The following is a 26,812-nucleotide window of genomic DNA, read 5'->3' as shown; positions in this document are numbered from 1 at the left end:
TCCCGGTCATAGGCCTGCAGCAGCCGATGGACCTGACTTCGACTGAGGTCGAGCCGTTCGGCGGCCTGCACAACGCTCAGGCGTTCGTCACGGATCTTCTGGATGAGTTCGAGGCGATGCAATTCTTCTGCGACATAGTGATCATAAAGGACATGACGACTCCGACCGCTCATGGTCTCGACCAGGCTGAAGGTCGTCATCCTTGCTCCCGACATTGGCATTGACCAGTTGTCGAGAGGCGAGATTGTCGCATCTCTAACTGGCCCAACTGTCGCATTACTAAATAGCCTCTACACATAAAGATCACATAATATAGATTATGGAACATAAAGATGTCATTTGATTACAAAGGCATACCGTCGTCCGCCTTATAGCCCACCCTTTTAAAGCGGAAATTTAGCCTGTGGCTCGCCGATGCTATTCCTGAGGTGTCGGGATGACTTTGGATGGCCTTTGTAATTCCGCCGCGGCGGCGGAAGCCGTTGCATCTCCGGTCCCGCTGGAGACATGAACCGTCGGGGTTGCGAACTGGATCCCTTTTTCTGCGAATGTCTTCTTCAGCATGGCAAGAGCCTTCCGGCGAACGCCGAATTGTTCGCCAGGTTTGGCCATGAATTTCAGCCGAATTTGCACACCGTAATCGGCCATCTGCTCAATTCCCTGCATTTTCAAGGGCTCGATGATATTAGGCCCGAGTTCGGCATCCTCCAGAAGCTCGACGCCGATGCGCTTGATGGTCTTGCGGACCTCCTCAAGGTCGCTGTCATAGTTCAGGGTAAGCGTGATGATGTCGATCACCCAGTCGCGGCTGAGGTTCTGCACCGCGCCGAGTTCGCCGAAGGGAACGATGGTGACCGGACCGCGATGGTGTCGCAGGCGGATCGATCGCAGCGAGAAACCTTCGACCGTCCCTTTGTATTTCGCCGCCTGAATGTATTCACCGATGCGAAAGGCATCGTCGAACAGATAAAAAACGCCGGAGATGATGTCCTTGACGAGTGTTTGCGCACCGAAGCCGACGGCGATGCCGACGACGCCGGCGCCCGCCAGCAGCGGTCCGATCTGAATACCGACGGCATCCAGGATCATCAGGAAGCCGACAGCCCCGATCGCCAGAAACAACACATTGCGAAGGATGGGAAGCAGCGTATTCAACCGCTGACGGCGGCGCGCGTCGGGTCCGTCCTCATGCCCCGCCTGCGCACTTCTCGACGCCAGCGCCATCTGACTGTCGATCAGCGTGCTTGCGAGCTTCCAGATGACGTCGGTCACCAGCAGCACGATAACGATGCGGATTCCTGCGCGGATCAACCGTGTGGTCACCGTCTCGGCTGCGGCAAGGTCACTGAGATTGACATTCCACGAACGGGCAATAAGCAGCGCGGCGACCACGATGAGCCCGTTGCGCAACGTCTGCATGATGACGACAGACCATCCGACGATGGCCGGATCTTCGACGGCGTGCTCGCCGCCGGACCGTATAATGCGGCCAATGATATCCCGAGCCACGGAAACGGTCAGCGGCAGAAGCGTCATGACGATCAACGTCCAGAATGCTCCGCGCAGCCCTGACACCCATAACAGCCACGACAGCACGATGCTCGCGCTGAAGCCGACACAGACCAGCCGGTTCACCGACGGCCCATCTGAACGAAAATGCCGCAGCCAGATCATGGCGATCAGCGCGATTGAAACGACACCGAGCCACGCCGCGGTAAAGAGGTCGACCAGGATGGGTGAAGTCCCGATGGTCTGGAACACTTCGATGACGGCCCAGCCAGCCGCCAGCACGGCGACGATTGCAAGCAGCCAGCGGTACCAGAACCAGGCAAGCGAGGTGACAAGCGTCAGAAGCCGCATATGCGGCAGCCGGGCGCCGGGCGCGATGACAATGCGGCCCACAAGCACGCCGAGGCGCACCATCAGCGCCGCGGACAGCAGAATGAGCGCAATATCGCGAAACACGGCAGGCCAGGGAAAGAGGATAAACGCGCCGAGGCTTCCGATCAGGTAGCCGACCAATGCCAGAAGCCCCATTGCAAGCCGGCTCGCATGCAGCTGGATCCGCTGCCGGACGGTGTCGGCAGGCGCATTCAGCACAAAATGAAGAAGCCCTCGCCCGGACCACCAGGCAAGGCGTTGCGCAGCGAATCCGCCTGCGACGAAGAGTGAGACCGCCAAGATCAGGCCGAGAGGGTCGATATGATTATCCGTTTGGACGGTCTGGACAGCCGCCCGGATATGCCCGGGAAGGGTCGGGACTGCATCGACGAGCGTCAGCAACCTCTGGCGCAAATCCTGTAGTGAGGTGGCAATCGACTGCGGCGCCGGCTGTTGAGGGGCAGCCATCGGCTGCGCCGGTTCCTGATTGCCGGGAACGATCCGATTGACCAGCGCCCGTCCAGAATCATCGTTCGGCACTTCGATGATAACCCGGATTGGTGGCGACGGATTCGACGATTCGGCCGCTGCGGTGGAACGCACGCTCCAAACCAGAAGCGCCGAAAATACGGCCGCAAGGAATAGCGAAATTTTGCCGAGGGAATGACGATCGTCGTTGATGCCCATGTACCCGTGGTCCCCGAAAAGCTGCCGTCGCTATTGCCGGCCGATAAAGCGCCGCACTTTGTGAAGGGTCGCACGATCAACGTCAATCGGCGACCGTCTGGGGAACGCAGACAGTGTTTTTGCCCCAACGCTCCCTGCCCGCGCATCGCCTCCGCCCCTCGCCTCACTGGGCGCGAAGATCGGCAACGTCGATATTGCGTCCGTTCGAAACGAGACTAAGATCTGAGGGCGAGATGGTCGATCGCCCTGTCATTCATCGAGAGCCGGGTGACGGGGACAACCGGCGGCTTTGGCGCTCAGACTGGGGATGCAAAATGAACCTTGTCAACGGAGCTTTTGGAGCACCCGACTTTCTGTCCGAGGAGCCCGGTATCTTCACATGGGATTTGGCGACTGACACGGTTTATGCGGATTCGGCGCTGGCAAAGCTTTTTGGTCTTGACCCGGAACAGACCATTGCGGGGCTGCCGATCATAAAATACCTCGACCGGATTCACCCGGACGACAAGCCATCCGTGGCCAAGGCGATTTCAGACTCGGTGATCACCGGAGATCCCTACCGCCATGACTATCGGGTATTTGATGGCAGCGGGCAAGTGGTCGCCGTGGCTGCCTTCGGCCGCTGCTTCCGGGATGAAGCCGGAAACCCGTCGCACTATGCGGGCATTGTATTTCCGACGAACGATCAGAGCCAGCAAGACGAACTGTCTGCCCACTGCAGAGCTGCACTGAAAATCGCGCAGTCATCCGGTCTGCAGACGACGGCCGATGCGCTTGAAGCCATTCTGAAAGAGCTTGCCACGCCGATGCCTTCCGACGTCACGCCGGTTCATTGATTTCGTTGCACGCCGTGGGGTCGATGCCCCTGCTCTTATGCCCTGTGATGGCCCGCGAATCCCGGCGAGCCGGTCATCGCCGTCCCGCCTCTGAGAGATGACCGGCATATCCGGCAAGCATGCCCCCCAGCGGGACATTTTGCACCAGCCTGGCTGCGATGAAGGTTGCGCAGATCGCCGCAGCAAGCTTTGCCCAGGGATAGCTGCCGAATTGGACATGGGCGCTTGCATCGACCGATGTGGCCTTGGCCTTCAGCGCCGCCTCGGCGTCCTCGCGCAGCACGCCTATGCGAGCCCTCAGCAGCCTCAGTTCCTGCTGCAGGGCGTTCATATCCCGGTCGGCTTTTTCACGTGCGGTTTCCAGCGGGGCATCGGCAAAAGGCGGTTCACCCTCACCGATCAGTTCATCGGGGTCGGGAAGGCGGCCGTCGCGATTGATGGATGATTGCATGGACATATCCTCGAATAACAAGCCAGATATATGAAGGCCCGGCAACGCAGCCGGGTTCTCCAATGCGCGTCAGGGGATCAGTGGTCACGCCGGAAACCCTGGCTCTGCTTCGAGCCGCCTTGCGACTGGTTTTGCGATTGGCGATCGGCATCGTTCGATGGCGAAGCAGCGCCGGCGCTATAGGTGTAGGCCCGCACCTTGGCGCTGCCATGCGTGGCATCTCGCGTCGCAACGGGTCGCGTATCGTCAAATGCGCTCTCGGACACAGCGAGATCATCCGATGCTTTGCCGCCGGAGGATTGGCCGGCAAAACCGGTATTGGATGCGCCTTGCTGCCTGTCCTCCAATGACCAGAGGTCTGCCCGTTCATCCATGTCGATGCTGCCCTCGTCGTCCAGAATATCGTGCACGGTTTCATAGAGCGCGTCGTCGATATCGTTGACCTGGACGAGGAAGCCGCCTCGCCGCAGCCCTTCTGCATAGACCGCCCGATCCTCGTCGGGGAAGAAGAAGTCGGCCAGCGCGTCGAAGAAGCCGCTGCGGTCGTCGCTCATCGTGCCGGCGGTTTTTCCATCCGCCTCATATCCCGGCATCAACCGAATTCTCGCAACCGGGACGCCGGCGTCTTCGAGACGGGAGACGGCGGATTCGGCTTCCGATCGGCCGTCGAAAAATGCGGTAAGGCTGCCGCCGCCCGTCGGGCTCGAAAAGGCTGGATTGGTATCGTTGTAAATGCTGCTCATGGGAATCTCCTCTCGATGCATAGGCCCACGCCGTCGATCCGCGGGCTGGTTTCCTGATCAGAAAAACAGGTGGATGAGAGGAATGTTCCAAGCCCATGCGCGGGAGATGTTGGCGGCATCAGCCGCACCGCTCGCCCCGGCATCGGCGGCTCTCCAATATCGAAATAAGGAACGTTTTGGCGTCAAGGATCGTTGTCCGGCGCCACCGCAATTCAAAGCGCCGTAGCGGTTGACGTCAAACCTTCGAGACGCTAGCACGGCTGTTGACGCATTGGGGATATTTCATATGGACATCTTTACGGCAGCCGGCCTGACGGCTTTGCTGCAGGTCATTGCTATCGACCTTGTTCTTGCCGGCGACAACGCCGTGGTTATCGGTCTTGCCGCTGCCGGCCTCGAGGCCACGCAGCGCCGAAAGGCGATCATCGTCGGCATAGCGGCCGCGACCATCCTGCGTATTCTCTTTGCCAGCGTTGCGGTCTATCTGCTCGCGATCGTCGGTCTGCTGCTGGCCGGCGGGCTTCTGCTCCTCTGGGTTTGCTGGAAGATGTGGCGTGAGCTTCGCGCCGGCCACGGCGAAAACCACGAAGCGGTGGGCGCCGAAGGCGCGCCTAAAAAGACCTTTTTCCAGGCGGCGACCCAGATCGTCATCGCCGACGTCTCGATGTCGCTCGATAACGTGCTCGCCGTTGCCGGGGCCGCGCGCGAACATCCGAGCGTGCTGATCATCGGTCTTGCCCTGTCGATCGCGCTGATGGGCATCGCCGCCAACCTGATCGCCCGGTTGCTCAGCAACCATCGCTGGATCGCCTATGTCGGCTTGCTGATCATCCTCTACGTCTCGCTCGACATGATCTATCGCGGCGCCGTCGAGATTATGCCCTACATGTAGTGATTTCAGGCCCGATCATGCTCTGGGTCGGGGCTCAAGCCCCGATCCTGACCTCGGTTTCGAAACTCATCTGATCATAGGCCGGCACCACATGGTCCGGCGTCTCGGCGATCACAGCGTCGTAATCGAGCGGCGTGTGCATATGGGTGAGGATCGCCCGTTTCGGCTTCAGCCGGCCGATCCAGTCGAGCGACTGTTCCAGCGACAGATGGCTCGGATGATAGGTATATTGCAGCGCGTCGATGATCAGCACATCGAGGTTCTGAAGCTTGTCGACGGTCTGCGGCGGGAAGTCGCTGATATCGCTGCAATAAGCCACATCGCCGATCCGAAAGCCGAGCGAGTGGATATCGCCGTGCTGCTGAATATGCGGATGAAACTGTATCTTGCCGCCGGGGCCGCGGATTTCGATGGGGTCGTCAAGGTTTTCGATGACAACAGGCAGCACGATCGGCGGATAATTGCTGCCCGGCGGCGTTTCCAGGCAATAGCCGAAGGCTTCCCGCAGCCTGTCCATCGTATATTGATCGGCAAAGATCGGCACCCGGCGGCGGGTGTTGTGAAAATAGCCGCGCAGATCGTCAATGCCGTGAATATGATCAGCATGCGGATGGCTGTAGAGCACGGCATCGACATGGTCGGCCCCTGCCCTGATCATCTGCTCGCGAAAATCCGGCCCGGTGTCGATGACGACGGTGGTGACGCCGCCATCCGGCGCAAATTGCTGCACCATGAAGGCGGCGCGGGTGCGCCGGTTCTTCGGATTGTCGGGATTGCAGGCGCCCCAGTCGCCGGTAATGCGCGGCACGCCCGGTGACGACGAACAGCCGAGAATGGTGAAGCGCCGCCGGTAGAGCACGCTCTCAGACCCTCGGCATCTTCGTAAACAGGCGCAAAGCGTTCTCCGTCGTGATCCGTGCGACCTCCGCGTAGGAAAGGCCGATCGTCTCGGCGAGCACCTCGGCGGTGTTGACGACATAGGAGGGTTCGTTGCGCTTGCCGCGCCAGCGCTTCGGCGCCAGATACGGCGCGTCCGTTTCCACCAGCAGCCGATCCAGAGGGATCGTCCTGGCGATGTCGCGCAGCTCTTCCGACTTCGGGAAGGTCAGGATTCCCGAAAAGGAGACGTAGCCGCCGAGCTCAACGCCGGTGCGCGCCAGCTCCGGGCCTGCCGAGAAGCAGTGCAGGATGAAGGGGAAGGCCCCCTTCCCCGTCTCCTCGGTCAGGATTGCCGCCATGTCCTCATCGGCACTGCGGCTGTGGATGACGAGCGGCAGCCGGGTCTCGCGCGCCGCCGCGATGTGCCGGCGGAAGCCGGTCTGCTGGTCCTCGGGCTTCTGCGTATCGTAGAAATAATCAAGGCCGGCCTCGCCGATCGCCACCACCTTCTCATGGGCATTGGCAAGGCGCACCAGCTCTTCCGTCTGGATATCCAGCTCTTCGTCGGCATTGTTCGGATGCGTGCCGACCGAGCAGAACACCGAGGGATATTTCTCGGTGATCGCAAGCAGCCCGTCGAGCTTGCGCACCCGCGTCGAGATCGTCACCATCTGCTTGACGCCGGCCTGGTGGGCGCGCGTAACGATCTCGTCGCGCTCCGCCTCGAAGTCGGCGAAATCCAGATGGCAATGCGTATCGATCAGCACAGCCTCAAGCCTCCGGAGCCACGTATCGCGGGAAGACCGGCGTTGGCGGTTCGAGCGGCGTTCCGGCAACAAGACGGCCGGATTCACCCAGAGCGGCGAAGTCGCGCTTGTCGTCGGCTGCTGCGACCAGATCGAGCAGCTTCCCCGATGAATCTGGCATGAAGGGCTGCAGCAGAATGGCGATCTGGCGCACCACTTCGGCCGTGACATAGAGCACCGTGCCCATACGCTCGGGATCGGTCTTCTTCAGCGCCCACGGCGCCTGGCCGGCGAAATAACGGTCCGTCTCGGACACGACCGCGATGATCGAGGCAAGCGCCCGGTGGATCTGCTGCTTGCTCATGTCCTCGCGCGTCGACGCGTGCAGCGCGTCGGCCTGCGCCAGCATCGCCTTGTCCTCGTCGGTCAGCGGCCCGCATTCCGGGATCTTGCCGTCGCAGTTCTTGACGATCATCGACAGCGAGCGGCTGGCGAGATTGCCGATGCCGTTGGCAAGGTCGGAGTTGATGCGCGTACCGATCGCCTCTTCGCTGTAGCTGCCGTCCTGGCCGAAGGATACTTCGCGCAGGAAGAAGTAGCGCACCTGGTCGAGGCCGAAATGGTTCACCAGGTTGACGGGATCGACGACATTGCCGAGCGACTTCGACATCTTCTCGCCCTTGTTGAGCAGGAAGCCGTGGGCAAAGACCCGCTTCGGAAGCGGCAGCTTTGCCGACATCAGGAAGGCCGGCCAGTAGACGGCGTGGAAACGGATGATGTCCTTGCCGATGATGTGCACATCCGCCGGCCAGTATTTCGCCCGCGGGCCGTTCCTGTCCTCGATATAGCCCGTGGCGGTAATGTAGTTGGTCAGTGCGTCGACCCAGACATACATGACGTGGGACGGATCATTGGGCACCTTGATGCCCCAGTCGAAGGTCGTGCGCGAGACCGAAAGGTCTTTCAAGCCCGATTTAACAAAGGAGATCACCTCGTTGCGGCGCTCGGCCGGACCGATGAAATCGGGATTGGCTTCGTAATGGGCCAGCAGCTTCTCCTGGTATTCGGAGAGCTTGAAGAAATAGCTTGCCTCTTCAACCCACTCGACGGGCGTGCCCTGCGGTCCGTAGCGCACGCCGTCGGCGCGCAGCTCCGTCTCGTTTTCCTGGTAATAGGCCTCGTCGCGCACCGAATACCAGCCGGCATAGCTATCCTTGTAGATGTCGCCATTCTCGGCCATCAGGTTCCAGATGTTGCGCGACGTTTCGTGATGGCGTTCCTGCGTGGTGCGGATGAAGTCGTCGTTCGAGGCGTTCAGCAGCTTGGCCATCGCCTGGAATTCGCCGGAGTTGCGGTCGGCGAGCGCCTGGGCGGTAATGCCCTCGGCGCGCGCCGTCTGCTGCATCTTCTGGCCGTGTTCGTCGGTGCCGGTCAGGAAGAACACGTCCCTGCCATCCAGGCGCTGGTAGCGCGCCATCGCATCCGTCGCGATCAGTTCATAGGCATGGCCGATATGCGGCTTGCCGTTCGGATAGGAAATCGCGGTGGTGATGTAGAAGGGTGTCTTGTCTGTCATGGCGGCCAATGTCCGGCTAACTCTATAAAAATGGTCAGCCGCTCTTAGCGCATGTCACCGTCAAGCGAAACATCAAGTTTCGCCACCATCAATGATTTCCGGGACTGAAGGGTCGTGAACTTGACTCGGCTTCTGCCGCAATCTACCCGTCATGGAAAAGAGGGCGGGACAGAACGAAGTGCCAGTTTTCATCTACCGGGATAGTCGTGGCCGCGCGCCGTCGGAGGCGCTTGATTGACATTCGAGCCTCTCTATTCGCTTTCGGGCCTCTTCGTCGGCGCGCTTGTCGGAATCACCGGTGTCGGTGGCGGTTCGCTGATGACGCCGCTGCTGGTGCTGCTCTTCGGCGTCCACCCCGCAACCGCCGTTGGCACCGATCTTCTCTATGCGGCGATCACCAAGACCGCCGGCACCGCCGTCCACGGCATGCACGGGCGCGTCAACTGGAAGATCGTCGGCAGTCTCGCAATCGGCAGCGTGCCGGCCGCTTTGCTGATGCTGTGGCTGCTGGCAGGCGTCGATCGCAAAAGCATCGGGGTCACCAATACGATCACCACGGCGCTCGGCTGGCTACTTGTCATGACCGCGATCATGCTGGTCTTCCGAGGTCCCATCCTCGAGATGGCGCGCCGCGCCATCGGCGACCGCACGCCGCCGCAGCCGAGAACCATTCTTGCCCTCACCGTCATTCTTGGATTCCTGCTCGGGGTCCTCGTCACCCTGACCTCGGTCGGTGCCGGCGCCTTAGGTGTGACGATCCTGCTGATCCTTTATCCCAGGCTCGACGTGCGCGAGATCGTCGGTTCCGATATCGTCCATGCGGTGCCGCTGACCCTGATCGGCGGCACCGGCTACTGGCTGATCGGTGAAATCGACTGGCCGATGCTGTTTGCCCTGCTCATCGGCTCCATCCCCGGCATCATCATCGGCAGCCTGCTGGCGCCGAGGCTACACGAACGCACCATCCGCATCGTCTTGCCGCAACACTTGCCGTCGTTGCAGGCAAGCTCTTGGCCGGCTGAACACAGCATCGGGATTTAAAATTTAATGCATGTCGCCCGGAAGTGTGCAGCGGTTCCGGGATAACGACATGCATAACGCTAAGGATTGAAGCGCGATGCGACGCGCTTAGAGACCCGGCTGCTTGATATCGGCGAGAATGCTGATGATCGTCTGTTTGCGGTCGAGGTTATAGGCATCCGAAATGGTCAGCCGCTCGGTGATCTCGGAATAGAGGCGCGCCAGCCGTTCCGCAGCAGCGATCTGCCCCTCGCCTGCCGCCGCGCGCGCCCGGTTCATGATATCGTCGCCGACATGGCTGACGAAGAAATCGAAGATCGTGTCGCTTTCTTTGCCCGAAAGCGCGTCGGCCAGCCGATGCATGGCCTTGCGGGCCGTCGGTCCTTCGGCCAACAGCATCTCGCCATAGGCGGCGATGATCTCTCCGCCGCCGTAGTTCAAAAGTTTCAGCGCTTCGCCGACGCTGCCCTTGGCAGCCGAAAGCACCGCTCCGCCCTCGCCGGATATACCGAGATGCGCAAGCGCCGCCATCAGCGCATCGTCGGCAAGCGGCGCCAGTTTCAGCGGCAGGCAGCGCGAGCGGATCGTCGGCAGCAATCGTCCCGGCGCATGCGAGAGCACCAGGAACAGCGCCCGCTTCGGCGGTTCCTCCAGGATCTTCAGGATGGCGTTGGCCGCATTGCGGTTCATGTCGTCGGCCGGATCGATGATGACGATCCGCCAATTGCCGGTGCCCGAGGTCTGCGAGAAGAATTTGCCGGCGCGGCGAACCTCGTCGACGGTGATCGCCGACTTCACTTTGCCGGTCTTTTCATCCACCGGACGGGCGAGATGCAGCAGATTGTGCGAGGCGCCTGAAGTGATCTGCCGGCTGACGGAAGAGGCAGGATCCGGATCGCCGATCGTCTCCGGCGCCGTGGCCGGATCGGGATGCGACAGCACGTGATTGGCGAAGCGGAAAGCAAGCGTCGCCTTGCCGATGCCCTCCGGCCCCTCTATCAGGATGGCGTGATGACCCTTGCCGGATCGGTAGGATTGCGCAAGGAAGGCCTCCGCCTCCTCGTGGCCGAACAGCCTGGTATTTTCCCCCGGCCAGATGGCGCCGTCGAGCAGTCCGGGCCTTTCCTCACTCATAACAGGCTTCACTCATGATGGGCGGCTTCCGGCGTGCGGGTGCGGCCTACCCGCGACAGCAGTTGTTGAACGATCGCCTGAATCTCGGCGGCGATCGCCTCTTCGCTCTGCATGGCGTTGATCACGTGACAGCGCTCCGGCTCGCGGGCGGCGATATCGAGAAAGGCTTCGCGCCGCTTCTCATGGGTTTCGAGCCGCTCTTTCTCGAAGCGGTCGGGCGCGTCGGCGGCAGCGCGCTTCTGCGCCCGCTCCAGTCCGATCTTGGCGGGGATGTCGAGGATCACGGTGCAATCCGGCATCACGCCGTTGATGGCGATGCGCTGCAGCGTCTCGATGAAATCGGGCTCGAGATTGCCGGTGACGCCCTGGTAGACGCGGGAGGAATCCATGAAACGGTCGCAGAGCACGATTCTGCCGGCGGCCAGTGCAGGCCGGATCACCTCTTCGACATGGTCGTTGCGTGCCGCCGCAAAAAGGATCGCCTCCATCCGCGTGCCGAAGGCTTCGGCGGCCCCCGACAGCAGCACGTGGCGCACCGCCTCGGCACCCGGCGATCCGCCCGGTTCCCGCGTCACCAGCACATCGTGGCCTTCGCCCTTCAGCGCCTCGGCGAGCCGGCGAATCTGCGTGGATTTCCCAGCGCCCTCCCCGCCTTCAAACGTAACGAACAGTCCCGCACCGGATGACAATGACAACTTCCCGCATTCCAGGCGCCGCACGCGCCTTGCCTCTTCTATCTATCCGAAGACAGCAGGAAGGAAAACCTTTCGCCGCGGCGACATATTCACCTTTCCCGGCAAATTGCATCGCAAAGCCGGCATTCAGCCGGGCGCGGACTTCTCCCAGAGCCAGGAGAAAAGCAGCGATTCCCCAAGTTCCAGCATGGCGTCGACAGCCCGGCTGCTGAGCGAGCCTTCGCCGACCGCCTGCACCGTATAGAGCGGCACCTCCCTGAGCAGCCGGCTTCCCGCGAAAATCCTGAGCGTGCCTGCCTGGGTATCTGGTGTCACCGGCGCCGTCAGCGGCCAGCGATAGATGATGCGCGCCGACAGCCGGTCGGGATTGCTGATTGGGATATAGACGCTGACCGGCGCTTTGGCCACGAGATCGACGGTGCGCGACATGCCGCCATAGACGCTGGCGGCACCGATCACTTCATTTTCGGCGAAGATCTGCCGGTTCTCGAAGGCCGTCAGCCCCCATTCGAGCACGCGCTTGGCCTCCTCCGTCCGCTCCTTGTCGGAAGCGATGCCGGCAAGCGCCAGAAACAGCCGCCTGCCGTCCCGCTCGACCGACGCGACGATCGAGTAGCCCTCGCCCTCGGTAAAGCCGGTGGCCAGCCCGTCCGCGCCGAGATCGAGCCCGAGCAGGGGATTGCGGTTGCGCTGGAAGATCTTGTTCCACTCGAAATCCGGCTGCGCAAAATAGGGATAGAGGTTCGGATAGGACTGCTGCAGGGCGGTGGCCAGCGTCACCATCTCCCGCGCCGTGACTTTGCTCTTTCCGTCGGGAAGGCCGGTGGAATTGCCGAACTCGGCCTTCTCCATGCCGAGCTCACGGGCGCGCCGCGTCATCGACACGGCAAATTGCTGCTCGCTTCCGGCCATGCCTTCGGCAAGGATGATGCAGCTGTCATTGGCACCCTGGATGGCGACGCCTTTGATGAGGTCCTCGACGCGCACGCGCGATTTGAGGCTGGCAAACATCGTTGCCGTCCTCGACGGCGCACCGCCGGTTCTCCAGGCATATTCGGAAACGGGATATTCGGTATCGAAGGTGATCTGGCCCTTCGTCACCGCATCGAAGACGAGATCCATCGTCATCAGCTTGGCGAGCGAAGCCGGCGAAAAGCCCTGATCCTCGTTCTTGGCGAGAAGCACCGTGCCGGTGGCCGCCTCGATCATATAGGCCTGCGCCGCCTTGGTGGCGAAACCGGCGGCCCCGCTATCGGCCGCAAGCGCTCCGGTGGTCAACGGGATGAGGCATGCCAGAGCAATTCCAGCAAAAGTGCGTAGCGCTTTTGCGTCCGGAATTGCGGTGAAAACGAGAGATTGAGCAATTCCAGCAAGAGTGCGCAACGGTTTTGCGTCCGGAATTGCTGTGAAACAAAGGCGAAGCACAGGCTTCAGCATCGGGTGTTTCCATCGATCGAGCGGCGTGTCGTCTGAAGGTTAGAGCGAGAGGAAATCCGATGCAATCGCCGCGCTCAGCGTGCGGCGAATTTGGCCTGATGACGCTTGGCCGAAGCAAGAATCGACTCCTGCGTCAGCCCGTCATTGCGCGCCATCACCGCGTCGAAGGCGAGATCGACGGTCACCGTCTTCACGTCCTCGTTCTGGTAACCGAGCGCAAGCGAGCCCAGGGGCCGTTCGTAGGGCATGGGACCGATCTCCGGCAGCACGACCATCTGATCGAAGGCTTGCGGGGCATTGTTGGCGGACGCTGCCGCCGGCGCCACCAGGATATGGGCGCCCGGAGCAGGAGCGGCTGCAGCATTGTAGCGCGCGCTCGGCGTCGAGCCGGCATAGGAGGTCGCCGACATCGGTACCGGCACGTTGGCCGGCGTTTCGTAATCCTCCGAACTCTGCAACTGGTCGCGGGTGATCTTCCGGCTGTTGGAGGCGACCATCACGCCGGTTGCGATCTGGCCTTCCGGATTGACGCCGGGAATGCGGCTGCCCTTCGGCACATAGGAGGCCATCAGATAGGGCATGTCGTGGCCGTCCATGCGGGCGCGGCCGACATATTGCACACGCACCTTGCCGGTGCCGCTGTGCTGCAGATCCAGCATATCGGCGGTCTTGTTCGAAAGGTCGATGATGCGGCCTTCGTGATAGGGGCCGCGATCGTTGACGCGCACGATGACGGAAGAACCGCTTTCGAGATTGGTGACACGCGCATAGCTCGGCAGCGGGAAGGTCGGATGGGCGGCGGAAAGATGCATTTGATCGTAGACTTCGCCGTTCGCCGTCAGCCGCCCGTGAAAGGCCGAGCCGTACCAGGAGGCGACGCCGACCTTGTTATAGGCAAAGTCTTCCTTCGGATAATACCATTTGCCCTTCACCTCGTAAGGATTGCCGACGATGTAACGGCCGCCGCCCTTGGGAATATTGTTGCCGGTGGCGACCCGCGGGCTCGCCTTCACGCCATATTCGGATTCGGAGAAATATTCTTTGCCGTGGGCTTTCTTCTTCGGCACCGCCTGCGTCGTGCCGCACGCCGCAACCGTAGCACACATCGCCGATACCGCCAGCCACCGTGCTATCGTCGCGAAAGACACCGCCCCGTATCCCAATTTCATATGTCCCACGCCGCTCAAAGATCGTTATGGTTAAGGAACTTTGCCCCATACCGGGCCAATACGCCTTATCCCCGCCCGCCTAACGAGACTTTAATCTTGCGAAGTTCGTGGCAAATTTACGAACGATTTCGCAGCGATAGCGACAATTCTAATGATTATGGTTTATAAATCGCTAACACGGTGCCTGTCGCCCTGCCCTGCCGCTGCCGCAAATGGACCTGAAATTCCCGTGCCGATGCGGGGCAAATGGTAAACATTCGCCGTCTCTGAAGTCCCCGAAAAGCGCCAGATTGAGACACCGCCGGCGGGTCCGTCATAAGCGGCAATACAGCGGCTCGAGCCCCACCTGCCCATCCCTGCGCAACGCAGATCGCTGATTTGACACTGGGTGGGCGCATGGGAACGATATGCCCGCTGCGAGCTTTGAAGATAGAGGCCTTCGGAGGATTACCATGAACGCTGAAACCATGAGGCAGCTCGAAACAGTCAGCCAGCAATTGCATGCGCGATCTCGCGCCCTTTCTCAGCCCGACAGGGACAACGACATCGCGCCCCTGATGTCGGCGCTCGCCGTGACGATGGAGGCGTCCGATCTCTGTGCGAGGATATGAACCAGCTCAACGGTCCGAAGGGCCTCGGATCCGACGGAGGCTAGAACGGGATAATTTATTAAGCCACGTCCGCGCCCTTACGCTGCCGGTGGGCGATACCGAACCGACTTTGCCTTTCCCAAGGCTTCGATCGTATCCTCGACGCTAAGCAGAACGGTGGTTTCCATGGACCTGACTGCCCCACCCGCGCCGATAGCAAGCGCGACAGCTGCCATCGAGACGTTGTCGGGCGCCTCCCACAAATTCCAACCATCATGCTCGCCGAAGGAATACCAGAACCCATGGAGCTTGCCGCCCACCGATTCAATGTAGCGACGGGCCGCCTCCCGGCGATCCTCGGGGTTTTCGATCATGCGCGCCCATGTGTCGGGCGTATAGCTGAAGCGCGTGAGATACATGGCCATGGTTTTTCCTCCGCCAGAACAGCACAGTAAACGCTCAAGCCGGCGACAACGCCAGTCATTTCCAATGTGCGGCACGGGCAAAGACGTATGCGCCGGAACTCCAATCGGCGCAGATGCCGACAAATGCTGCAGGGCAAGTTGACGCTGCTAGCAAAGCTGCTAAAAAGCCAGCCATCGAGTGATTGGGTCGTAACCGGAAACAATAGCCGGTTCGCAGAAATCAACGGAATGTGGATTTCTGAAACCTTTCAATGAGATGGAAGAGTGTCCGAGTGGTTTAAGGAACCGGTCTTGAAAACCGGCGTGCGGGAAACCGTACCGTGGGTTCGAATCCCACCTCTTCCGCCATACTGCCACGGCAGGATTTTGCTTTCTCGCACGGTCTAGGAATGACGGTCGATCCGGGCGAGATCATCCTCTTCAAGGGGCATCGCCCACCAATCTTCATTTATCCTTCGAGCGGTTGCCGACGCCGCTGACGACGCCCAGCCATATAACTGCCTTGATCGGGGTACTGAAAATGCGACACCCGATCACGAGAGCATCGAGTATATCAGCGCACCAACAGAACCCCAGAAAACAACCGGTGTAACTATCATCCCCAAAACGAAAATCTTCGTCACAGCAAACGCTCCGAACTTTATCAATCCCGCAAAACCTATTGCAAGGCGGCAAGGTTGGTATGGGGCACGAAGTCCGGGACGGATCGGACCTTGGTCTGAGTTTCCGAGTGCTGCAGTGTCCGCCGCGCGTCTGAAAAAGACGCGCGGAGAGACCACCGCCATCACTACAATGGCGGGGATTCAGCTCCCGCCATCGACAGGGCTTGCAGCCACGTCTTCGCCTATAATGCGCGGTGCCAACCGAAAGCGTTCAGCCGCTGGATGAAGCGCCCCTTTTGAGCGTGGCGTTCAAAGATCGACTGCAGGCGGCCGCTGAAATCGGCGGTATCGCCGTTTTCAGCGGCGATCGTCTTCAAGTCCAGAAGGAGGCTGGCGGCATTGTCATAGCCGGGAGCCTTGCGGCGTTCGATCTCTGTCTCGATCTTGCGCCAGACGCCCTCGCCCCGCTGTCTGATCGCGTTCAGCCGCTCGCGGCGAGCGCGGGCCTCTTCCGCCTCTTTTCGCTTTCGTTCCGCCGCCAGCCGCTCCTCTTTCTCGCGCTTGCGAGCATCGCGGATCACGCCGGCAGCAGCTTGCAGCTCGGCAACCGTTGGCGCCGAGCTGGCTGAGGAGGCCGCGCTAGCAGAGAGGCTGCGGGCGCGTTCCCGCAACTCGTTTGCCAAATATGGCTCCCCCTCGATCAGGCGGGCGAGACATCGTCAGTTTCGAGGATTCGAAGGGCCCCCGGCAAGCGTCATCCCGGAATGGAGATGCTGGCGAAGGTGGCATGAGTTTCTCGCAGGCCGCGATAGTCGCCGATTTCTCAAGAGCGTCGGTCGCGGTCGAATTCTCGTTCGGGGATAGACTGATCCATTGCTTCTTGCGCGCCATATCCTCGGTCCATATTCTAGGTACCGAATAGTATCCCGCGAACCAGGCGGGATGGAAAAGCGAACTACAAAAAGCGAGCAGCGATGATGAAATTGGGCTGGCAGCCAAGGAAATGGCTCGAAAAAAAGACCAAGCGAGGTGTCCGCAGCTACCCCATCGGTACGATCGCTTATTATGGTCCCCACGCCAGCCGCGCCACCAAGGTGGCCGTCAGCATCATCCCGGCGCCGAATGCGGAGCTGACCGATATGCGCCGATGGTTTGCCGAAACCGGCGATCTGAGAAGAGACGAGGCCGTTATCGCCGAGATCGCGGCATTCCTGCGCGACAACGACGTGAAATCGGTAGCGGCGATGGATGGAATCTTTGGCTGCCCTCACGAAGAGGGAATCGACTATCCGGTCGGCGAGGCTTGTCCGGCTTGCTCCTATTGGAACGGGCGAAACCGCTTCACAGGTAAGCTTGAGGCAGATTGAATTTCCGACGGTTTGTGCTCGATAGATCCGGCCCGGGCGCGGCAGCAGGCTCGCATGTTCTTACCAAGCGGGGTCATGCTCCTTCGGAATTGGTTCGGCGCCGGTAGGTCCCCGCCGCAATGGTAAGCGCGACGGCGATCAATACGGCTGCGACGCCGAAGGTGATCTGCATGCCTGAATGCACGGCCTCGGGACGCGCGGCGGCGATCTCGGATGCTGCCGATCCATAGGCGAACACGGCCCCCATAACGGATGCGCCGGTAATCAGCCCGAGATTGCGCGACAGGTTGAGCACGCCGGAGATGACACCGCGCTGGTCCGGCTGCACATCCGCCATGACGGCTGTGTTATTGGCCGCCTGGAACAGTTGATAGCCGGATGTCAGCATGGTGATGCCGGCGATGTAGCCGGCAATTCCGGGCAGCACGGCGAGAGCGGTGGAGCCGGCGGTCATGGCGACGAGCCCTGTGGCAACCACGAATGGCGCGTCCAGGCGATCGACCAGGCGACCGGCCGGGACACCGCTGAGGATGGAGATCACGGGACCGATCGACATGACGGCTCCAACCAGCGCTTCGCCGAGCCCGAGCGCACGGGAGAGATAGAAGGGCGCGACGACCAGCGTCGCCATCATCACAGTCGAAACGAGCGCGTTCATTGCCAGGCTGGCCGTGAGCACGCGATTGCGGAACACCGGCAACTCGATCAACGGCGATGCGATTCTCGCCTCGGTGAAGACGAAGAGACCGGCGCTGAATGCGGCTGTGAGCAGCAGGGCGAGGTTCAACAGGCCAAGGCGGCCATGCCCGATCGTCATCGCCAGCGCATAGGCCGAAAGCGTCAGGGCAAGCAGCAGCGTGCCCATTGTATCGAAGCCGGCCCGATCCTTCTTCCGTGCGCCGATATCGTTCGGCAGGTAATGATAGGCGAGAACGAAGGTCGTAAGGCCGAGCGGCACGTTGACGAGGAATATCGCCGGCCAACCGAAACAGGCGATCAGCAGACCGCCCAGCGAGGGCCCGAGAGCCGTGCCGATCGCCGACATGGTTCCGAGCAGCCCCATGGCACCGCCGATCGTCGCCTTCGGCACCGTTTCACCGACAAAGGCCATGGTCAGCGCCATCATGATCGCCGCACCCAGACCCTGCAGCGCGCGCGCCGCAATCATCAGCCACAGCGTCGGCGCAAGGCCGCAGAGGACCGAGGCCAGCGTGAACAGCAGGATACCGATGAGCAGCAGCCGTCGCCGGCCGGTGACATCGCCGAGCCGCCCGACGCTGACGATCAGGGTCGTGATGGCAAGGAGATAGGCGAGCACGATCCACTGTACGTCCTGGAAGGCGGCGTCGAAGCTCCGCGCCAGGCTTGGCAGACCGACATTGGCGATGCTGGTGCCGAGCGATGGCAGCAGCATGGAAAGGGAAAGGCTGGCGAGGGCCCTGCGGACGGAATAGGGGCGTTCGGCGACGGCCTCGCCTGGTTCTGCAATGATCGGTTTCACCGTAGACTCCGTTTTTTTGCTCCCGGAAACGGAGCCGCCGGAAAACATAATCCTCCGGCCGACATGGCGGAATGCGCAGCATTTGCATTCTATTCATGCGTTGGACGCCACACGATGTCGTGTTATATCGGATGATGTCGACACCCGATCTCAACCTGCTTGTCACCCTGGATGTGCTGCTTGCCGAAGGCAGCGTTGCCCGCGCCGCCCACAGGCTGCGGCTTAGCCCATCGGCGATGAGCCGGGCGTTGGCGCGGCTGCGCGAGACGACGGGCGATCCGCTGCTGGTGCGCGCCGGCCGCGGCCTCGTCCCCACGCCCCGCGCACTCGAACTGCGCGAGCGGGTCGGCAGGATCGTCGAGGATGCGCAGGCGGTGCTGCGCCCCGCCGAGGCGCTTGATCTCAAACGCTTGGTCCGGACGTTCACGCTGCGCGCCAGCGAGGGCTTCGCCGAGAGCTTCGGACCCGACCTTATCGCCCGCCTCGGTGATGAAGCGCCCGGCGTGCGGCTGCGCTTCGTGCAGAAACCGGATAAGGACAGCGCGCCATTGCGCGACGGAAGCGTCGACCTGGAAACCGGCGTCGTCGGCGAAACGATGGGGCCGGAGCTGCGGGCGCAGGCCTTGTTCCGCGACCGTTTCATCGGCGTCGTGCGCAGCGGACATCCACTCTGCCAGGGCGAGATCACGCCCGCCCGATATGCGGCCGGCCGGCACATCGTCGTCTCGCGGCGCGGGCTCGACAAGGGACCGATCGATGAAGCTCTTGATGCGCTCGGGCTGGAACGGCAGATCGCCACCGTTGTCGGCGGTTTTTCCACGGCGCTGGCGCTCGCCCGCGCCTCGGATCTGATCGCCTGTGTTCCGGAACGGCACACAGGCGCATTGCGCAGGGAAATGCACAGTTTTCCCTTGCCCTTTCCGATCCCCGAGATCACGCTTTCCTTGCTCTGGCACCCGAGAATGGACGCCGATCCGGGCCATCGCTGGCTGCGCGGCTGCGTTCGGGATGCCTGCGCGGCGACGTGATCGATTGGCGACGGAGCACCGCGGGCAGACGATCGATCCGTTCGTGATGGTTGACTATCCCGTGTCGACGTGATTTCCCGCCGAAGATCATCAGGCGAACTATCAGGCGGGAACATCATGGCCGACGACATCATCGTAAAGGACAGCAACGGAAGCCAGCTTCACGACGGCGATTCCGTGATGCTGATCAAGGACCTCAAGGTCAAGGGAACTTCCGAGACGCTGAAGCGTGGAACATTGGTCAAGGGCATTCGCCTGACCGACAATCCCGGCGAAATCGAGTACAACACCAAGCAGGTCAAAGGCCTGGTGTTGAAGACGGAATTCCTCAAGAAGGCATAGGATCGGCCTCATCCGTCCCCGCCTGCGGCACTTCCTCGGTGATCACCTCGAAGCGGGTAAGCGTAGCCGGCCCGAAGGCCGTCGACATTGCGACGTCAGTGGCGTCGCGGCCGGTTCCCATCAGGATTCGGCCGATGCGCGGCGTGTTGTGACGGGCATCGACCGTATGCCAGTGACCGCCGAGAAAGACCTCGGATCGCGGGCGACGGCGACACGAATGAGATCGCGGTTGCCGACGATCCCGTTGGTTGGATCGAATTCCGCCCAGCCGGCGCCGGGAAGGTAAACCTGGCACCATGCATGGGTGGAGCCGCCGCCGAGCACGGTGGAGCCGTCCCGGTCGGGGACATAGACATAGCCCGTGACGAACCGCGCCGCGAGGCCGAGCACGCGTGCCGCCTCCATCATCAAGAGCGCGAAATCCCGGCAGGTGCCGGAGCGAAGCTGCAAAGTCTGCAGCGGTGTCTGCGTGCCGTGCTCCATCCGGCGGGCATAGACGAAACTTTCGCGAATGGCGTAGCACAGCGTCATCAGCATATGCCCGGTCTCCGTCGGACGCCCCTGGCGCACGAACCGGCGCGCCCAGCGTCCGACCTCGTCGCCCGGGTCGGGATAATGGCGCTGCATCGCCGGCGTCAGATCGGCAATCTCGTCCTTGTCGTAGGAGAAGGGATAGGTCAGGGCCTGATCGTCCACCTTGAGATCGAGGGCAACCTGGGGCGTATGATCCAGCGTGATCCAGGTTTCGAAGCGAAGCTCGGACGCCGGCCTCGAAATATCGATGAGCGCCACGCAATTGCCGAAAACATCGTGGATCCAGCGCACATGACTTTCCTCAGGATATATCGTCAACGATGCTTCGATCAGCCGCTGGTCGAAACTGTCGCGCGGCCGGAACATCAAACGATGCTCGCCGAAATCGACATCCCTGACGTAACGATAGGACGTGATGTGGCGGACGGAGAATATCGTCATAGGCCGCCATTCCTCTGCGTGAGGCGCGCCCGTCCCGCTTCCCGCTTATCCCGATTTCTTGTCATATAAGCACATTCGAAAGATTGTTATTCTGCATCAACCGATCGACGGCAGAGCCGTCCAACCTAAGAGGATAAAATGCATATCATCTGGGACGTTCTGACGCTTATGCTGACAATCGGCTCGCTCTATGGCGGTCGCGAATATCGGATTATTCGCGCCCGTGCCCGCGCCCAGAACTGGGGCAACTTCTGATCCGATTCCGAAGCCTGATCGTATAGGCTGCTGCCGGAACGGTGGCGGATACGTCGAATGACGTAAAGCCACACGCTTTAGGAAATGCTTCATTAGCAGAGACGGCGTCTATCCGTCCATTCCTCCTGTTATTGCGAGCCCGCCTCACCCCAGGCGGGCTTTTTTTCGCCGTGAGTCTTCTGACGTTCCTTACTTCTTGGCGCCGGCGGAAAGCACCCGATGTGTCGCATTGTCCATGGCGTGGCTCGCCTCTTGTCCATCCTTCTTCAGCCCGTATGCGGTGTTGCCGCAGCCGGAAAGCGTGAGCAGGCAGATGCAGGCGATGGCGAATGCGGCTTTTGACATCAACGTTCCCCGGATGGATTGGCGATAAGGGAAAGATGATGCATTCCCCGGCAAAATCAATCCACCGGCATTCAGCACGAAGGGCATAGGGAACTCTATGGCGCGACCGGCGTTTATGGAAGCCATCCAACCGAGGTGCCACGACATGGATTATCAGATTGCCTTCGCCGCGACCGTTGCGACAGCGTCCTTCCTCGTCTTCATGCTCGTCGTTCACCGGACATAGGATCCGGCCGCCCGCCACCTCCCGCAAACCGCGATAGGTGCGCGTCCTCGCCCGTGCACTCAGAAATATCAAGCGACAACACTTTCAATTTCTACAAGTATTCCGACATCCTTGAATGTATTAAACTTTAACTAAATGCCATACTTAACTATTTATTAACAATATACTTGCGCGGCGTCCTCTTCAGCTTATGCTTTATGCAAAGGGGGAGAGGGACAATGTTTACAAAAAGCCTGATCATGCCGTTGGGATTCGCAATGCTTGCCATTGCCGGCCTGTTGTTCCAGATTGCTGCCCACGCGTTGCACTCGCCCGTGACCATGTTGCAGCCGTAAGTCACATAAGTTGTTGAACCGGCAGGCAATCTCGTAACTGGGAGTGGAACTTCCTTTCGTTTCGTGCATTCTGTGACTCGTTTTGCCAGGAGGGAGATAACCATGGAAAACGCAGGCGTGGGTTGGATTGCAGCCATCATCATCGGTGGCATCGCCGGATGGCTGGCGGAAAAAGTCATGAGCAGCAACATGGGTTTGCTGATGAACATATTGCTCGGTATCGTCGGCGCCATCGTCGCCAACTGGATCCTGGGTCTGTTGCACATCCAACCGCTGGCTGGTTGGCTGGGTTACCTGATCACCGGTTTCGTCGGTGCTTGCATTCTGATTTTCGTCGGTCGCGCCATCCGACGCTGATTGCCGCGGACAGAGCAGACACAATTCAAAGCCGGGCGCGCCTCGCGTCCGGCTTTTGCCTTTCCCGAATTGTCTTTCAGCGGCGGCTCAGCAGGCCGAAAACATAGGCGATGCCTGCCGTCACCGCGAGCGCCATGAGCGGCTCTTCACGAACCTTGTCACGCAGCTGTTCCGTCATCAGCGACGCCTCGTCGGTCACCGCCGACTTTGCCCCCTGCCCGAGCGCGACCACGCTTTCCGTCAGCCGGGAGAGATCGTTGCGAAGGGCTGCGACCTGCGCCGACAGGTCGTCTGCTGCCATATCAGCCTTGACGCGCGCAGCGGTGGATTCGGCGGAAGCGGTTTTCAAATCAGCCATGGTCTGCTCCTGTTGCATGGGATGCCGCTTCAACGAAATGGCGGCCCGAAAGGTTCCCCCGCAACCGATCTTTTGTTGGCCGCAAAGCCGCCGCGGATAAGCGGCGCGCTTGTGCAGCTTTTCGTGTGACAAACCCTTCATTTCCTGTCGGGTTTGTTTTAAGGAACGTCGAATGTCCGCCCGCGCGCGGCTCTAATGATACTGCGAGGTTTGCGTTTCCATGTTCCATATCCTGAGAAGAGCTGCTCAGACCTGGGTTGCCAAGCTGCTCCTGCTTCTCCTCGTCGTCTCCTTCGGCGCCTGGGGCGTGTCGCATCAGCTCTTGTCGGGTGGCAGCAGCACCACGGTCGTGACCGTCGGCGATCAGCATGTGGACGTCAATGAATTCCACCTCGCCTACCAGCGCCAGGTGGCAAGCCTCGGCCAGCAGTTCGGCATGCGCCTTACCCCGGAACAGGCCCGCGCCTTCGGCGTCGAGCAGCAGGTGCTTGCCCAACTCGTCGCCGGCGCCTCGCTCGACCAGCTCGCCGAAGACATGAACCTCGGCCTGTCCGAAGACCGCCTCGCCCAGCTGATCGCCGACGATCCGGCTTTCAAGGCCGTCAACGGCAAGTTCGACCGCGAACTCTTCGTCTCTCGGCTGCGCAATGCCAATATCCGCCAGGACGATTACATCAAGGAGCGCAGCAAGGTCGCCGTCCGCAGCCAGGTCGTCGATGCCATCTCGAACGGCTTCACCGCCCCGAAGACGCTGGTCGACGCGCTGAAGCTCTATGGCAATGAAAGCCGCAGCATCGATTATCTGCTGCTCACCAACGCCAATATCGAACCGATCAAGGCGCCTGCCGACGACGTGCTGGCGGCTTGGTTCGAGAGCGTCAAGCAGCGCTACCAGGCGCCTGAGTATCGCAAACTCGTCTATCTCTCGCTGCAGCCCGCCGATATCGCCGACGCCGCGACCGTCACCGACGACCAGATCCACGAAGCTTTCGACAAGAGCAAGGATACCTACCGCACGCCGGAAAGCCGCACCATCGAACAGCTGACCTTTGCCAGCAAGGATCTTGCCACCGCTGCCGAAGCGGCGCTGAAGGGCGGCACCAGCTTCGACCAGCTGGTCTCCGACCAGGGCAAGACGGCAAGCGACGTGCTGCTCGGCGAATTCACCAAGGACAAGGTACCCGACCAGGCCGTGGCCGATGCGGCCTTCGCAGTTTCGAAGGATGGCGGCACGACACCTGTCGTCGATGGCTCCTTCGGCTCCGTCATCCTGCGCGTCACCAACATCAAGCCGGAAACCACCAAGAATTTCGACGAGGTGAAAGAGGACATCCGCAAGCAGCTGGCGCTTTCCAATGCCTCGCAGGAAGTGATCAACGTTCATGACCGCATCGAGGATCTGCGCGCCGGCGGCGCCACGCTCGAGGATATCGCCGGCCAGCTGAAGCTGAAGGCCGTGACCGTCGACGCCGTCGATATGACCGGCGCCGACAAGGACGGCAAAGAGGTCAAGGATATTCCCGTCAAGCAGCAGCTGCTTGGCGAAGCCTTCAAGACCGAGGTCGGCGTCGATGCGCCGCCGCTGCCGATCGGCAATGACGGCTATGTCTGGTTCAACGTTCGCGAAATTACCCCGACCCGCGAGCGCCCGGTGGCCGAAGTGCGCGAAAAAGCAGTCGAGGACTGGACGGCGGAACAGCAGAAGGCCGAACTCGCCAAGAAGGCCGACGCATTGAAGGCCGAAGCCGCCAAGGGCACCGCGCTTGCCGATATCGCAGCGCCGCTCGGCATCGCCGTCGAAAGCAAGAGCGGCGTCACCCGCTCCACCGATGACCCGGTGCTTGGCCGCGCCGGCGTCACCGCCGCTTTCTCCGGCCCGATCGACGCGGTCGCGAGCGCTGTCGGCGCCGATCCTTCGACGCAGATCCTGATGAAGGTCACCGAGGTCAACAGCGAGCCGACCAGCGACGCGCTGAACAACCGCGATGCCCAGATTACCGCCATGGCCAATGCCGCCGGCGACGATATTCTCGATCAGATGGTCAACCTGCTGCAGACGCAGTACGGCGCGCAGATCAACCAGACGCTCGCCGAGCAGGCGACGCTTCGTTAGGAGGCCTTATGACCGATCTGAAGCCGTTCCTCGCCAAGGCCGCAAGCCGCGAGCCGCTGACGCGTGACGAGGCCCGCGCCGCCTTCGACATTCTGATGTCGGGCCAGGCGACGCCCTCGCAGATCGGCGGCTTCCTGATGGCGCTGCGCGTGCGCGGCGAAACCGTCGACGAGATCGTCGGCGCGGTCACCGCGATGCGCTCGAAGATGCTGACCGTCGAGGCGCCGGCCGATGCGATCGACATCGTCGGCACCGGCGGCGACGCCAGCGGCACCTACAATATCTCGACGCTGGCGGCGCTGATCGTTGCCGGCGCCGGTGTTCCCGTCGCAAAACACGGCAACCGGGCGCTGAGCTCGAAATCGGGCGCGGCGGACAATCTGGCCGCACTCGGCGTCAAGCTCGATGTCGGTCCCGAGATCATCTCCCGCTGCATCAGCGAGGCCGGCGTCGGCTTCATGTTCGCGCAGCTTCATCATTCGGCTATGCGCCATGTCGGTCCCTCCCGTGTCGAACTCGGCACCCGCACCATCTTCAACCTGTTGGGCCCGCTTTCCAGTCCGGCCGGCGTCCGCCGCCAGCTGCTCGGCGTCTTCTCGCCGCAATGGCTGGTGCCGCTTGCCGAAGTCATGCGCGATCTCGGCTCCGAATGCGTCTGGGTGGTCCATGGCGACGGCCTCGACGAGATCACCACGACAGGCATCACCAAGGTGGCCGCGCTCGAAGACGGCAAGATCCGCACCTTCGAGCTGTCGCCCGCCGATTTCGGCGTCAGCCCCTGCGTGCTCGCCGACATCCGGGGCGGTGACGGCGTCGCCAATGCCGCAGCGCTTCGCGAGGTGCTGGGCGGCGCCAAGAATGCCTATCGCGATATTTCGCTCGCCAATGCTGCCGCCTCGCTTGTGATCGCGGGCAAGGTTGAGACGATTCGCGACGGCATGACGCTGGCGGCGCAGTCGCTCGATAGCGGCGCCACCGCACTCGCTCTCGACAAACTCATCGCCGTGTCCAACGATATCGACTAGGATTGCCCGATGACCGATATCCTGAAGAAGATCGAACTTTACAAGCGTCAGGAGATCGCCGCCGCCAAGGCTGCGGTGTCGCTTGCCGAGCTGAAGGCGATGCAGGCCGGCCAGTCCGCGCCGCGCGGCTTTTACAAAGCGCTGACGGCCAAGCGTGACGCCGGCAATTTCGGCCTGATCGCAGAGATCAAGAAGGCAAGCCCGTCGAAGGGGCTGATCCGTCCGGATTTCGATCCGCCGGCGCTGGCGAAGGCCTACGAGGCCGGTGGCGCGGCCTGCCTTTCGGTGCTGACCGATACGCCGAGCTTTCAGGGTGCGCCGGAATTCCTGACGGCGGCACGGGCTGCCTGCGCCCTGCCCGCCTTGCGCAAGGATTTCATGTTCGACACCTACCAGGTGCATGAGGCGCGCGCCTGGGGGGCTGACTGCATTCTGCTCATCATGGCGTCGCTCACCGATGACGATGCAGAGCGTCTGCAGAACGAGGCTTTCTCGCTCGGCATGGACGTGCTGGTCGAGGTCCACGACGCCGAGGAGATGGAGCGGGCGCTGAAGCTGTCCTCGCCGCTTATCGGCATCAACAACCGCAATCTGCGCACCTTCGAGGTCAGCCTGACGGTCAGCGAGACGCTTGCTTCCATGGTTCCGGCAGACCGCCTCCTCATCGGCGAAAGCGGCATCTTCACCCATGCCGATTGCAAGCGCCTGCAGGCCGTCGATATCAGCACCTTCCTGGTCGGCGAAAGCCTGATGCGAAAGGACGATGTGACGGCCGCCACCCGCGCGCTGCTCTTCGGCGAAGCCGCCATCGCGGCCGAATGA

The 26,812-nt window shown here is 61.5% G+C and carries 25 protein-coding genes, 1 tRNA gene and 4 pseudogenes; 12 read left to right on the top strand and 18 right to left on the bottom strand.

All coding sequences use genetic code 11. From position 1 onward, the window contains the following. Together ATY75_RS18700 and ATY75_RS18695 are read right to left on the bottom strand one after the other, a co-directional pair. Positions 1-154, bottom strand: a pseudogene (locus ATY75_RS18700) (helix-turn-helix domain-containing protein); the annotation flags it as partial. Between the two features lie 263 nt (positions 155-417). Then, on the bottom strand, positions 418-2,568 hold the full coding sequence (locus ATY75_RS18695) for a mechanosensitive ion channel family protein (protein WP_088938713.1): 2,151 nt from the start codon (positions 2,566-2,568) through the stop codon (positions 418-420). Between the two features lie 314 nt (positions 2,569-2,882). Between ATY75_RS18695 and ATY75_RS18690 the strand changes: the two genes are divergently transcribed. After that, positions 2,883-3,404 carry a PAS domain-containing protein gene (locus ATY75_RS18690; protein ID WP_088938712.1) on the top strand — a complete coding sequence of 174 codons (522 nt, stop codon included), beginning with the start codon at positions 2,883-2,885 and terminating at the stop codon, positions 3,402-3,404. Between the two features lie 73 nt (positions 3,405-3,477). Here ATY75_RS18690 and ATY75_RS18685 read toward each other — a convergent pair whose 3' ends face one another. Both ATY75_RS18685 and ATY75_RS18680 read right to left on the bottom strand, forming a co-directional pair. Beyond that, on the bottom strand, positions 3,478-3,855 hold the full coding sequence (locus tag ATY75_RS18685) for a hypothetical protein (protein WP_088938734.1): 378 nt from the start codon (positions 3,853-3,855) through the stop codon (positions 3,478-3,480). A gap of 77 nt (positions 3,856-3,932) precedes the next feature. Continuing rightward, a complete protein-coding gene (locus tag ATY75_RS18680; protein WP_088938711.1) occupies positions 3,933-4,598 on the bottom strand; it encodes a hypothetical protein in 666 nt (221 codons plus the stop codon). A gap of 286 nt (positions 4,599-4,884) precedes the next feature. Here ATY75_RS18680 and ATY75_RS18675 point away from each other — a divergent pair, with 286 nt between their 5' ends. Then, complete coding sequence (locus ATY75_RS18675; protein ID WP_088938710.1) at positions 4,885-5,490, top strand: TerC family protein; 606 nt, start codon at positions 4,885-4,887, stop codon at positions 5,488-5,490. A gap of 34 nt (positions 5,491-5,524) precedes the next feature. Here ATY75_RS18675 and ATY75_RS18670 read toward each other — a convergent pair whose 3' ends face one another. Genes ATY75_RS18670 through metG form a run of 3 tightly spaced genes read right to left on the bottom strand, consistent with a single transcriptional unit; the run spans position 5,525 to position 8,691 of the window. Continuing rightward, complete coding sequence (locus ATY75_RS18670; protein ID WP_088938709.1) at positions 5,525-6,349, bottom strand: MBL fold metallo-hydrolase; 825 nt, start codon at positions 6,347-6,349, stop codon at positions 5,525-5,527. Positions 6,350-6,353: 4 nt separating this feature from the next. Then, the gene (locus tag ATY75_RS18665; RefSeq protein ID WP_064838514.1) at positions 6,354-7,136 is read right to left on the bottom strand and encodes a TatD family hydrolase; all 783 of its coding nucleotides are present in this window, start codon (positions 7,134-7,136) and stop codon (positions 6,354-6,356) included. A gap of 4 nt (positions 7,137-7,140) precedes the next feature. After that, the gene (gene metG, locus ATY75_RS18660) at positions 7,141-8,691 is read right to left on the bottom strand and encodes a methionine--tRNA ligase (RefSeq protein WP_088938708.1); all 1,551 of its coding nucleotides are present in this window, start codon (positions 8,689-8,691) and stop codon (positions 7,141-7,143) included. Between the two features lie 234 nt (positions 8,692-8,925). Between metG and ATY75_RS18655 the strand changes: the two are divergent. After that, positions 8,926-9,713: pseudogene (locus ATY75_RS18655) on the top strand (sulfite exporter TauE/SafE family protein). 106 nt (positions 9,714-9,819) lie between these two features. Here the strand turns inward: ATY75_RS18655 and ATY75_RS18650 are convergent. From ATY75_RS18650 to ATY75_RS18635, 4 genes are all read right to left on the bottom strand, one after another. After that, positions 9,820-10,845 (bottom strand): DNA polymerase III subunit delta', encoded by a 1,026-nt coding sequence (locus ATY75_RS18650; protein ID WP_064838517.1) that lies wholly within the window; start codon positions 10,843-10,845, stop codon positions 9,820-9,822. Between the two features lie 8 nt (positions 10,846-10,853). Then, positions 10,854-11,534 (bottom strand): dTMP kinase, encoded by a 681-nt coding sequence (tmk, locus tag ATY75_RS18645; protein ID WP_064838518.1) that lies wholly within the window; start codon positions 11,532-11,534, stop codon positions 10,854-10,856. A 132-nt stretch (positions 11,535-11,666) separates the two neighbouring features. Continuing rightward, the gene (locus ATY75_RS18640) at positions 11,667-12,824 is read right to left on the bottom strand and encodes a D-alanyl-D-alanine carboxypeptidase family protein (RefSeq protein ID WP_280950607.1); all 1,158 of its coding nucleotides are present in this window, start codon (positions 12,822-12,824) and stop codon (positions 11,667-11,669) included. A gap of 227 nt (positions 12,825-13,051) precedes the next feature. After that, positions 13,052-14,146, bottom strand: a complete 1,095-nt coding sequence (locus ATY75_RS18635; RefSeq protein WP_088938707.1) for a septal ring lytic transglycosylase RlpA family protein — start codon at positions 14,144-14,146, stop codon at positions 13,052-13,054. A gap of 452 nt (positions 14,147-14,598) precedes the next feature. On the opposite strand from ATY75_RS18635, the pseudogene ATY75_RS18630 reads away from it, so the two are divergent. Next, a pseudogene (locus tag ATY75_RS18630) lies at positions 14,599-14,801 on the top strand (hypothetical protein). 33 nt (positions 14,802-14,834) lie between these two features. Here the strand turns inward: ATY75_RS18630 and ATY75_RS18625 are convergent. Beyond that, a complete protein-coding gene (locus ATY75_RS18625; RefSeq protein WP_190241380.1) occupies positions 14,835-15,161 on the bottom strand; it encodes a GYD domain-containing protein in 327 nt (108 codons plus the stop codon). 258 nt (positions 15,162-15,419) lie between these two features. On the opposite strand from ATY75_RS18625, the gene ATY75_RS18620 reads away from it, so the two are divergent. After that, a tRNA-Ser gene (locus ATY75_RS18620) sits at positions 15,420-15,509 on the top strand. Positions 15,510-16,005: 496 nt separating this feature from the next. Here ATY75_RS18620 and ATY75_RS18615 read toward each other — a convergent pair. After that, positions 16,006-16,434: a hypothetical protein gene (locus ATY75_RS18615; protein WP_245317596.1), complete on the bottom strand. Its 429-nt coding sequence runs from the start codon at positions 16,432-16,434 to the stop codon at positions 16,006-16,008. Between the two features lie 303 nt (positions 16,435-16,737). Between ATY75_RS18615 and ATY75_RS18610 the strand changes: the two genes are divergently transcribed. Beyond that, positions 16,738-17,130, top strand: a complete 393-nt coding sequence (locus ATY75_RS18610) for a hypothetical protein (RefSeq protein ID WP_245317595.1) — start codon at positions 16,738-16,740, stop codon at positions 17,128-17,130. Between the two features lie 73 nt (positions 17,131-17,203). Here ATY75_RS18610 and ATY75_RS18605 read toward each other — a convergent pair whose 3' ends face one another. After that, positions 17,204-18,631, bottom strand: a complete 1,428-nt coding sequence (locus tag ATY75_RS18605; protein ID WP_245317594.1) for an MFS transporter — start codon at positions 18,629-18,631, stop codon at positions 17,204-17,206. A 134-nt stretch (positions 18,632-18,765) separates the two neighbouring features. Between ATY75_RS18605 and ATY75_RS18600 the strand changes: the two genes are divergently transcribed. Both ATY75_RS18600 and ATY75_RS18595 read left to right on the top strand, forming a co-directional pair. Further along, entirely contained in the window at positions 18,766-19,659 is an 894-nt protein-coding gene (locus ATY75_RS18600) for a LysR family transcriptional regulator (RefSeq protein WP_088938731.1), read from the top strand. 117 nt (positions 19,660-19,776) lie between these two features. Then, positions 19,777-20,001 (top strand): alkylphosphonate utilization protein, encoded by a 225-nt coding sequence (locus tag ATY75_RS18595; protein WP_088938704.1) that lies wholly within the window; start codon positions 19,777-19,779, stop codon positions 19,999-20,001. On the opposite strand, the pseudogene ATY75_RS18590 reads toward ATY75_RS18595, so the two are convergent. The 3 genes and pseudogenes from ATY75_RS18590 to ATY75_RS18580 form a co-directional block, all read right to left on the bottom strand. Next, positions 19,988-20,194: pseudogene (locus tag ATY75_RS18590) on the bottom strand (transglutaminase family protein); the annotation flags it as partial. The gene ATY75_RS18595 and the pseudogene ATY75_RS18590 overlap by 14 nt on opposite strands. After that, the gene (locus tag ATY75_RS18585; protein WP_348627412.1) at positions 20,122-20,976 is read right to left on the bottom strand and encodes a transglutaminase family protein; all 855 of its coding nucleotides are present in this window, start codon (positions 20,974-20,976) and stop codon (positions 20,122-20,124) included. The pseudogene ATY75_RS18590 and the gene ATY75_RS18585, both read right to left, overlap by 73 nt. A 444-nt stretch (positions 20,977-21,420) precedes the next feature. Continuing rightward, entirely contained in the window at positions 21,421-21,576 is a 156-nt protein-coding gene (locus tag ATY75_RS18580; protein ID WP_088938703.1) for an entericidin, read from the bottom strand. Positions 21,577-22,239: 663 nt separating this feature from the next. Between ATY75_RS18580 and ATY75_RS18575 the strand changes: the two genes are divergently transcribed. Then, the gene (locus ATY75_RS18575; RefSeq protein WP_064838524.1) at positions 22,240-22,494 is read left to right on the top strand and encodes a GlsB/YeaQ/YmgE family stress response membrane protein; all 255 of its coding nucleotides are present in this window, start codon (positions 22,240-22,242) and stop codon (positions 22,492-22,494) included. A gap of 76 nt (positions 22,495-22,570) precedes the next feature. Here the strand turns inward: ATY75_RS18575 and ATY75_RS18570 are convergent, their stop codons facing one another. Beyond that, positions 22,571-22,852, bottom strand: coding sequence for a hypothetical protein (locus ATY75_RS18570; RefSeq protein WP_003586381.1), 282 nt, complete (start codon positions 22,850-22,852; stop codon positions 22,571-22,573). A gap of 220 nt (positions 22,853-23,072) precedes the next feature. Here ATY75_RS18570 and ATY75_RS18565 point away from each other — a divergent pair, with 220 nt between their 5' ends. Genes ATY75_RS18565 through trpC form a run of 3 tightly spaced genes read left to right on the top strand, consistent with a single transcriptional unit; the run spans position 23,073 to position 26,812 of the window. Then, complete coding sequence (locus ATY75_RS18565) at positions 23,073-24,965, top strand: peptidylprolyl isomerase (RefSeq protein WP_088938702.1); 1,893 nt, start codon at positions 23,073-23,075, stop codon at positions 24,963-24,965. Positions 24,966-24,973: 8 nt separating this feature from the next. After that, complete coding sequence (gene trpD, locus ATY75_RS18560; protein ID WP_088938701.1) at positions 24,974-25,990, top strand: anthranilate phosphoribosyltransferase; 1,017 nt, start codon at positions 24,974-24,976, stop codon at positions 25,988-25,990. A gap of 9 nt (positions 25,991-25,999) precedes the next feature. Beyond that, on the top strand, positions 26,000-26,812 hold the full coding sequence (trpC, locus tag ATY75_RS18555; RefSeq protein ID WP_088938700.1) for an indole-3-glycerol phosphate synthase TrpC: 813 nt from the start codon (positions 26,000-26,002) through the stop codon (positions 26,810-26,812).

The sequence above is a fragment of the Rhizobium sp. N122 genome (assembly GCF_002211295.1).
Classification (GTDB): Bacteria; Pseudomonadota; Alphaproteobacteria; order Rhizobiales; family Rhizobiaceae; genus Rhizobium.
This window is presented reverse-complemented; position numbering and strand designations above follow the sequence as displayed.